This window comes from Microcoleus sp. CAWBG640, assembly GCF_020883015.1.
Lineage (GTDB): Bacteria > Cyanobacteriota > Cyanobacteriia > Cyanobacteriales > Microcoleaceae > Microcoleus > Microcoleus anatoxicus.
The window spans coordinates 1-9,976 of the sequence record NZ_JAHRFC010000001.1 but is presented as its reverse complement, the minus strand read 5'-3'; the positions used below and the strand labels follow the sequence as shown (position 1 = coordinate 9,976).

Genomic DNA, 9,976 nt, shown 5'->3' with positions numbered 1-9,976 from the left:
GCCCGCAAAGCCGCCTTCAAAAAGAAAGCAGTTTGATTATGCAGCAATCCCTCCCACCAATTTCGCGTCACAAAAGCCGGAATAATTAGCGTTAAGAAAACTCCCGGCCGCTGTGCTTCAAACAAAGTCAAAAAGTGAGTCAAAGCCTCACCCACAGAACGATAAGGAGATTCTAAAATTTCCAAAGGAATATCAGACTGCAAATCTTGCCAAGATGCTTCTAATTTAGCTCTATCTGTCAAACCAATATCAACGTGAACGGCCACAACTTCATCAGCAATTAAACGAGCATAATCAAGAGCCTCCAAAGTTCCCCGATGCAACTGTCCTACTAATACCACCGCCGGATGTGTTGCCACCTTAACTGTAGGTCTGGGAGGATAGGACTTCGGTTCTACTCCCTGAATGCTCAAACGAGCAGCTACATACCGATAGTGCCGCCGAACAGCTAAAAATAAACTAACCACGATCGGAATAGTGACTACCACAACCCAAGCCCCCAACAGGAATTTGGTGGCGATAATTACACCCAAAACTAACAATGTTGCCAATGCACCGACACCGTTCATCACAGCACTAGCTTGCCATCCTTTCCCCCGCTCTTTCAGCCAGTGAATTACCATCCCCGACTGAGAGAGAGTAAAAGAAGTAAAAACTCCCACTGCATAGAGGGGAATCACCGCCGTAGTCTCGCCTCGGAAGATGACAATTAAAAATGCAGCGCAGAGACTCAGCAGGGTAATTCCATTAGAATAAACCAGGCGATCGCCCAAAAGCGACAACTGTCTGGGCAAAAAACCATCTCGCGCCAAAAAATAACAAAGTCGCGGAAAATCTGCATAACTGGTATTCGCCGCCAACAGCAAAATCAACAGAGTTGCCGCCTGCAAATAATAGTAAAATACACCCAATCCAAAAATATTTTTTCCTAACACCGAAAGTAGGGTTTCATGTTCGCTAGGAATTACTTGATAAATATGAGCCAAGTAACTAATTCCCAAAAACATTACTCCCAAAATTACCCCCAAATAGGTCAAAGTCAGTCGTGCATTTTTCCATTCAGGAGGCTTAAAAGCCAACACTCCATCGGAGATAGCTTCCACTCCAGTCAGGGCAGTACAACCAGCAGCAAAGGCGCGGGCGATCAGAAATAATCCTAAAGGTTCAGAGGCGGGAATATTTTCTAATTTTGGCAAAACGTGACCTGTGGCTTGTTGATATAAACCACAGGAAATTAAGATAAAAATGCCTACGATAAACGCATAGGTAGGAACCATAAATATTTTGCCAGATTCCCGCAATCCCCTGAGATTGGCAAACATGATCAGGACAATAAAAAACAAGCACATTTCCACCGTGTAGGATTGCAATCCCGGCACTGCGGAAGTTAAGGCCGCCACCCCAGCCGAAATACTCACAGTTACAGTTAAAATGTAGTCAATCATCAGGGAAGCCGCTGCAATTAAACCTGGATAAATACCCAAGTTTTCTCGCGCTACAATGTATGCACCACCGCCATTTGGGTAAGCTTTAATCGTCTGTCGATAGGAAAGTGCTACTATCCCCAAGAGTAAAATAATAATTGCAGAGATAGGCAAGGATAAGCTCAAACTGCTGCTACCTGCTAGTAATAATACCAGCAAAGTTTCTTGAGTAGCGTAGGCAACAGACGAAAGTGCATCGGAAGCAAGAACAGCTAATCCAGTAGCGTTGCTCAACCGTTCGTGAACAGATGCACTGGTAGGTAGAGATTCACCCAGTAAAACTCGCTTGAGTCGAGAATAAGTATACATTGAAAGCCAATATATAGACGTTGACAATCATAATCTAGACTGCGACCTTAGCAAGTAAATTTTTACGTAGGTTTTTAATTTTTAACTTTTTAGTTGGAATTGCTTAACCCGTAGCTGCTTCTGGTGTCTTGAGTCAGGTTCAGCTTGTTTTCCAGAGTTGCCCAATCTTCAGCCTCGATATCGCCAATCAATGTATCGAGACAGTCGCGGTAAATCCAGAGCGATCGCAATAATTCCACTCGATTGTACTTGGCTACCATCACTCCCAACTCAGGATTCCCACCACCAACCCTACTGGTGTCTCGAAAGCCTGAACTGGCCAAATGTTGCGCTAGCTTAATAATATCCCGATCGCTCTCGTTGGCGCAGGCCGCCAGCAGTGTCGCGCTCGCCATGATTGGCAAATGAGAAATCCAAGCCACAGCTCGATCGTGTTCTGCGGGCCCACAGCGGTAAATTTTAGCACCTAGCGATCGAGCAATCTCCTCCACCCTTTCCACCGCAGCCACCGGCGTTTGAGCAGTGGGAGTCACCACATAGGGCCGGTCCACAAATAAATCCGACACCGCCGCCTCAATTCCGCTCTCGGCAGTCCCCGCCATTGGGTGTCCCCCCACAAAATTTGGCCACAGAGATGATAGGGACTGGACTATGGGTGTTTTTACCGAACCCACATCAGTTAGAATAGTATCAGGGGAAAGATGAGGTACTAACTGTTGGGCGATCGACTCGATCGACCCCAAGGGCGTGCATATAAAAACCACATCGGCTACTGCCATGTCAGACAGATGGACACTGGCTTTATCCACAACACCGCGGGCGATCGCCCTGTGGCAAGTTTGCTCCCGGCTAGAAACCCCAAAAACCGAAAAACCGCGCGATCGTAAATCCAGCCCGATCGACCCGCCTATCAAACCCAATCCTACAATACCAATATTCATAACTATAAAATGGAGACATTTGTTTGGTGCTCGACGCACTCTTGACTATAAAACCCCGTTGCCTGTCTCTTGTCAAACTCAGGATTTTGGTAAGGCGTAGTTTCTGGGGGGATTTACCTGTAAAACCGCGTTCTTTTTAACGCTAGGGCTAGCAACTTTTGGTCTTTTGTTGATTTTAACAATTATGATTCAAACTGAATCTTCTCAAAAATGAGCGATCGCCACTCCAATTGTATTATAATCATTCAATTACTTTTTAGGCAAAAGTAAATATTTTAAATCCGACTACTTCATCGAGGCTCAAATGCGGCGAAAAACACAGACAGATGGTTGAAGAATAAATTTATTCCAGAAAGGTCAGAAATGGTGAGTTCCACCAAGATTGCCTGTGGAGCGGCTCGACAAGAGTAACAGTAATTCTTAGACCGCGATGAAGCAGGAAGTTAAAACCAAAACTAGCTTGGTCCAGTTAAGTCTAGACTTAAACAGCTTTGGATAAATTTAACAGAACGGTTCTCAGTCTTCCATCTTTTTTCTATAGGGTGCCGTCCCCATGACAGTCGAGGAACTCCTTACAAAATATGCCACCGGAGAGAGAAACTTTGCCGGTATCAACCTGACTGAGGCAAACCTCAGCGGAGTCAACTTGAGCGGAGCCAACCTCAAGGGTGCGAATCTGAGTGTCGCCAACCTCAGCGGAGCCAACCTCAGCAAAACCAACCTCACCGGGGCCAAACTCAACATCGCCAGACTCAGCGGAGCCCATCTCGGTGGAGCCAACCTCACCGACGCCGACCTCAACGTCGCATACCTAGTGCGAGTTGACCTCAAAAGAGCCATACTCACAGGAGCCAAACTGATCAGAGCCGAACTGATTCGAGCCGAACTCAGTGGTGCCAACCTAAGTGGTGCAAACCTCAGCGGTGCCACCCTCACCGAAGCCACCCTGCGGGGAGCTAACCTCAGCCAAGCCAACCTTCGAGGTGCAAACCTCAGTGGCACATCCTTGACTGGGGCAAACCTGGAACAAGCAAACTTGCAAGGGGCCGACCTCAGCCGAGCCGACCTCAGCGGTGCAGACTTGCGAGGTACAGAACTCCGACAAGCCAACCTGACTCAAGCTATACTCAGCGGGGCCGACCTCAGCGGGGTTAACCTTCGCTGGGCTATCCTCAGCGGCTGCAATCTCCGCTGGGCGGATCTCAGCGAAGCCAAACTCAGCGGTGCTGACTTGAGCCGAGCCGACCTCTGCCACGCTAACTTGCTCAATGCCAGCTTAGTCCACGCCGACCTCTCCAATGCTTATCTGATTCGAGCCGACTGGATTGGGGCAGACTTAACCGGTGCCACTTTAACCGGAGCCAAACTCCACGCTGTTTCCCGGCTCGGTATCAAAACCGAAGGCATGACTTGCAAGTGGGTTGACCTCAGTCCCAACGGCGATCACAGCCAAATTTACTGGCTAAATCCCGGAGGCGGCACCCAGGAGTTTTTTCACTCCTCCTTGCCTACAGTTCGGATTGTGATTGATGCCCCCTTAGACCAAGGCGCTCATTTTGCACTAGCTGCAACTTATTACCAAATTACTCAACAATACCCTGGTTTAAGCGAGCCACCAACCATCGAAGTCAACTCTAGGCGCACCACACTTGCTTTTAAAATGGACAGTGATGATAAGTTATTCGCCACCGCTTACGTCGCCATAATTCCCTTTAACGACGCGGCCATCACTCAAAAAAATCTGATAGCCTTGATGAAAATGATTCAATCCCATGATGCAGGCAATCTCAATGTCAAAGAATCCAAACACGTCCAACATTCCAGCAAAGCCCTCAACCAAGCTATCAGCAAAGTAGATCAAATCAAAATATCTAATTCTTTTCCCAAAATAGGGGCCAGTATCAACTTCTTTCAGATACCTACACAAATGATATTAATTAATTCCCGCGACCAAAGGCTCAGCGTATATCACCACCAAGCTTTTGGCAAGCGCCTGATTAAAAAATATGACCCCAATAACTCAACATCAGGCAAGTTCGTGGAAAGTAGCAAATTATCTCAGACTAATCTCAGTAATGTTTTAGATTTTATCAAAGGCTTCCATAACATTGATGTCTAAGCATATTGCCTCAAATTGCCAAAATTGCTTATTCTAAAGCTTTGCGATCGCTAAAAAAATCTAGGAGATAGATCAGCATGGACGCCGCAGAACTCCAAGCCAAATATGCAGCAGGAGAAAGGGATTTTACTGCCATCCTGCTGTGCGAAGCCAATCTCAGCAGAATCGATCTGAGCGGGGCTAATTTCACCGAAGCAATCTTAAGCCTGACTAACTTGAGCGGAGCTAATCTCGGTGGCACCAATCTCAGAAAAGCCAAGCTCAATGTTGCTAGACTCAGCGGTGCTAATCTCAACAAAGCTAATCTCAGTGGTGCAATCCTCAACGTAGCTAATTTGATTCGAGCTGACCTCCGGGAGGCTCAACTGGTGGAAGCTACACTGATCAGGGCTGAACTGATTCGAGCCGACTTTAGCAATGCCAATCTCAGCGGTGCTAACCTCAGCGAAGCAGATTTGAGAGAAGCAACTCTCCGAGAAGCCAATTTAGAACAAGCAGACCTTAACGGAGCTCATCTCAGAGGTGCTTGTCTCACGGGGGCTAACTTGGAACGGGCAAATTTGCACAGGGCTGACCTCAGCAGGGCTGATCTCAGAGGAGTTAACCTCTGCAATGCCGAACTCAGACAAGCTAATCTGTCTCAGGCTAACCTCAGTGGTGCCGACTTACGAGGTGCTAATCTCCGCTGGACTGACCTCAGTGGGACTAACCTGACTGGCGCGGACCTCGGTGAAGCGAGGTTGAGCGGGGCCAATTTATACGGAGCCAATTTGAGTAATGTCAACCTGTTGAATGCTACTCTGGTACACGCGGATTTGACCCAAGCCAACTTGATTCATGCTGATTGGGTAGGTGCTGATTTGACTGGTGCTGCTTTGACGGGGGCAAAAATTTACGCTGTATCGAGATTTGGTTTGAAAGCAGATGATATTACTTGCGATTGGGTTGACCTCAGTCCCAATGGCGATCGCAGCCATATTCAGCGTTTCACTGCCGAAGAAGCTCAAAAGTATTTTAATGCTACGCCACCTACGGTGCAAATTATTGTCGATCGACCCCTAGACCCCAACGCTAACTTTATCCTGGCAGCCACCTACCGCCAAATTGCCCGCCAATACCCAGGCTTGAGCAATCCTCCTAGTATCGAAGTTAACTCCCGACGCACCATCATATCGTTTAGAATTGACCAGGACGAACAACTCTTTCCCACTGCCTTCGTTGCCATCATTCCCTTTAGCGACGCGGCATTTACTCAGAAAAATATTATCACTCTACTGAGGATGATTCAACCACAAACTGGCAATAACCTTGGGGTCAGAGTTTCCAACTTGGTAGCGCAATTGAGCGTGGCTTTGACCCAAACTATTAGAAAAATAGGAGAGATGAAAATTCAGCCTGTGCGCCTGGATAATGAAACTGTATCGACTTTTTTTCAGTCTCCGACCCAAACTATACTTTCCAATTCCAGTGCCGAAAGTTTGATGGTTCACTATCACCCAGATTTTGGCAGACATTTGATAAATTTACCAGGGGTAAATAAAACGGCAATTAATCCTACCATTAAAGCCCAAAGACTCACAACTCCACCTATAAACACGGTTGTTGAGTTTATTAAAGGCTTTTATCAACTAGGTGATTAGATATCATCAATTCAGTCTCAAGTATTTTTATTTATTTGTATATGCCAAGTAAATTCTAGCATAATTAAGGTAAAGAAAATGGAAATAGCAGCACTTCTGAATAGATTTGAACTGGTGAAAAAATACACAGAAGGCAACAGAGATTTTACGGAAATCAACCTGAATGAAGCAAATCTTAGTCGGATCAATCTCAGTCAATCAATTTTGAGAAAAGCGACTTTATTTGTCACCAACATCGGCGGTGCTAACTTGAGCGAATGTGACTTGACAGAAGCTAATCTGAATGTGGCAAGACTCAGCAATACCAATCTGACGCGAGCAATCTTAAATGGCGCTACTATTAATGTTGCCAACATTGTGCAAGCTAACTTAACAGAAGCTCAATTAATTGGAGCATCCCTGATTAGAAGTGAATTAATCAGAGCCGAACTCAGCAAAGCTAACTTCACCGGAGCTAACCTGACTCAAGCAGATTTAAGAGAGGTACAAATTACCGGTACTAACCTCAGTGGTGCTAATCTTTCTGGTGCAAACCTCCGAGGTGCCTCTGGTTCATCAGCTAACTTTGAAGAAGCTAACTTACATGGGGCTGATTTGACTAAAGCAGAGCTTAAAGAAGTTAATTTTAGCAATGCGGATATGAGACAAGCTTCTTTACAGGAGGTAGATCTCAGTGGCGCGGATTTAAGCGGAGCCAACCTTACCTGGGCAGATTTGAGCGGTGCTAATCTCAACGGCGCTGATTTGAGCGATGCTCAATTGAGTGGTGCTAACTTGAATTTAGCAGATTTAAGCAATGCTAATTTAGCAAATGCTAGTTTGATTCACGCTGATTTGACCGAAACAAATTTGATGCACGCCGATTGGGTAGGTGCTGATTTGACGGGAGCAAATTTAACAGGGGTAAAAATTTATTTGCTGCCGCGATTTGGGGTGAAAGTAGATGACATTACGTGCGAATGGGTCGATCTCAGCCCTAGGGGCGATCGCACTCAGATTCAAAAATTTAATTCCCCCTCAGAATCGATAAAATTTTTAAATCACAAACCGGCGCTAGTACAAATTGTAGTTGATGCCCTGTTAGACCCGTCAGCAAACACCGCTTTAGCAACAGCTTACTACGAAATAGCTCGGTATTATCCGACAATGAGTTCTTCTCCCAATATTGAAATTGACTATCGTCGGACAACAATCACTTTTAGATTTGAGAGCGATGAGCATTTATTACCATCAGCTTTTTTAGCAGTTCTTCCTTTTGACGACTCTATAGAAATTCATAAAAATATTGTAGAAATTGGCAAAAAAATTCTCAATCAAGATCTGGGTAAAAAACGGATAGTGCAGTTGTGTAAAGAATTGAATGCTGCTATAAATAATATCAGAGAGGTCAAGAAATTGGTGTTAGCAAAAAAAGCTGAATATGAAACTAAATTTTTTGATTCACCTACCAAAACTATTTTAATCAGTTCGGGAATGCAGAGTTTGATTGTACATCATAACCCGAATTTTGGTAAGCGAGGTCAAAATCATCGCAGCAGTAAGTTCAGTGTGTCTGTGGGTCAATCATTAGTTGATTTTATGGCAAGTTTTGATTATGTTGATTGAGGAATCTTAACTGCAAAATCAATTGATTGAGGTAGACGTCCACAACTCGCTGCTCCGTTTCCTGCGATCGCACTCCGAGCCACACTGGCCACATCATTTAACGATGGCGCGTCTGGTGGCGCGGGCTTTACGTTTGGGGCGCAGCGCTCTGATTCAAACAGGGCTCCCCGCAGGAGCTCACCAACAACGGTATCGAGTCAGTTATTTGATGCCGATTTTGATGTGGCCCGAACCTGTAATTTTAGTCGCTCCGCCACGGGCGATCGAGTATTTGAAAGCAGTGGAAATCCCTCGATTGCAAGAGTGGCTCGAAACCGATCGCCCTATCGCCACTAATGACCAAAATGCCGATTTTTCAGGACTCATGCTAGTAGAGCCGCAATCTTGGTTAGCATCGCACTTGGGGAGTGATGCGCAACCACAGAGCCAAATTCCGACAATTATTGACGGTGTAGACGACTTGGAAGTTTGGACGCGCCAGCAATTGACGGTGTGTTTGCATCCGGGAGATTGGAATGACTTAATGTTGGCTGTACCCAGCCAAGCCGATGCTATCCTGCAAGGGCGAGTGTTGTTAACACGAGCTTGCTTTCAGCATCCAGCTAAGCCGGATGAGTGCTATTTGCTAGAAACCCCAGAGCAAAATATCTTGGAGGGGCTGTTTGAACAGATTAATCTTCGTTCGATCGAGTCTTCCACCCCGATGCCTGCTGCTTGGAGCAAATTTTGGCACCGGTGGGAAAGCAACGGAAAACTGAGGTGGGCCCAAATCAATCGTGAGGCTGGGTCATTTTCTCTGTACTGCGCGCCGGTGCAGGTGGCGGAGGTTTTGGGCAAAATTTGGCAGGATCGGCCAGTGGTGTTGATTGGTGGGGCGGTGGATTTGGAACCAAAGGCGCCGATTTTTCGGCAAATGCTGGGACTTCCAGAATTGACTAGCGTTAAATTTTCGCCCGATCGACAAAGCGAATTAATTCAACTTTACATCCCCGACGGATTGCCGCTACCAAATACGCCGGAATTTCAGGGAGTTTTAATTCAGGAAATTCGGACTTTGCTATTTATGAGTTTGTCCGTGGCGGGTTTAACGGTGCTGATTGTGGGAGATGTACCGCTGAAGGCTAGAATGGCCACGAGGCTGGCTTCTGAGTTTGGTTCGAGGGTGCGGGTAGAAACCACAGATGTGGGGGAGAATGGGATTTTGGTGACTGGCTGGGAATTTTGGCGGGAAAATCAGGGGGAATTGAGCGCCCCTCATTTACTGGCGATCGCCACTTTACCACTTCCTTCCATGGAAAATCCTGTGGTGATGGCGCGGGTGGCTTATTATAAGGAACGGCGTCAGGATTGGTTTCGGTTGTATTTGTTGCCGGCGGCGTTGAATGAGTTACAAAGGGCGATCGCACCTGTGCGAGAAAGACAGGGCGTAGTGGCGATTTTCGACAACCGAGTGATTTACCGTAGTTATGGACAGCAAATTTTAGCGGCGATGAGTCCCTTTGCGAGGATTGATTATTTGGATACTACTTGGTTAACTCAGGCGTAATAAAGCCTGCCTTAAGATGATTGATATCAATTCCGGTTGTATCGGAATGATTTAACCGCGAAGGCGCTAAGGACGCGAAGGAAGAGAAGAGAGTGTTGAATACGGGACTATGAAGAGAGGATTTTAGGTGATTAGGTAGATACTGTCTTGGCGACAGTATCTACGGGAATTATGGCGATGGATTCACAGAACTTTTAATAACCAGGTTCCTCTTCGTATTCAGGAGTCTTAGTCTTCTCAGGGATATTCACGCGAGGAGCCTTGTAAGGCTTCGGCGCTTCATCATCAGCCCAAGCATCGGCTTCCACATCATCCTCGTACTCGTATTCCAC

General features: G+C 46.2%; 6 protein-coding genes and 1 pseudogene. 4 read left to right on the top strand and 3 right to left on the bottom strand.

Annotated elements, in window-relative coordinates; translation table 11 throughout:
* Together AAFP11_RS00035 and AAFP11_RS00030 are read right to left on the bottom strand one after the other, a co-directional pair.
* Positions 1-1,793, bottom strand: a 1,793-nt coding sequence (locus AAFP11_RS00035) for an APC family permease (RefSeq protein ID WP_341735159.1), incomplete at its 3' end; no start/stop codon positions are given.
* An 89-nt stretch (positions 1,794-1,882) separates the two neighbouring features.
* On the bottom strand, positions 1,883-2,734 hold the full coding sequence (locus AAFP11_RS00030) for a prephenate/arogenate dehydrogenase (protein WP_341735158.1): 852 nt from the start codon (positions 2,732-2,734) through the stop codon (positions 1,883-1,885).
* Between the two features lie 553 nt (positions 2,735-3,287).
* On the opposite strand from AAFP11_RS00030, the gene AAFP11_RS00025 reads away from it, so the two are divergent.
* From AAFP11_RS00025 to AAFP11_RS00010, 4 genes are all read left to right on the top strand, one after another.
* Positions 3,288-4,853: a pentapeptide repeat-containing protein gene (locus tag AAFP11_RS00025; RefSeq protein WP_341735157.1), complete on the top strand. Its 1,566-nt coding sequence runs from the start codon at positions 3,288-3,290 to the stop codon at positions 4,851-4,853.
* Between the two features lie 77 nt (positions 4,854-4,930).
* Entirely contained in the window at positions 4,931-6,493 is a 1,563-nt protein-coding gene (locus AAFP11_RS00020; RefSeq protein WP_341735156.1) for a pentapeptide repeat-containing protein, read from the top strand.
* Between the two features lie 78 nt (positions 6,494-6,571).
* Positions 6,572-8,098, top strand: coding sequence for a pentapeptide repeat-containing protein (locus AAFP11_RS00015; RefSeq protein WP_341735155.1), 1,527 nt, complete (start codon positions 6,572-6,574; stop codon positions 8,096-8,098).
* A gap of 22 nt (positions 8,099-8,120) precedes the next feature.
* Positions 8,121-9,644 (top strand): helicase C-terminal domain-containing protein, encoded by a 1,524-nt coding sequence (locus AAFP11_RS00010; RefSeq protein ID WP_341735154.1) that lies wholly within the window; start codon positions 8,121-8,123, stop codon positions 9,642-9,644.
* A gap of 194 nt (positions 9,645-9,838) precedes the next feature.
* Here the strand turns inward: AAFP11_RS00010 and AAFP11_RS00005 are convergent.
* Positions 9,839-9,976, bottom strand: a pseudogene (locus tag AAFP11_RS00005) (photosystem reaction center subunit H); the annotation flags it as partial.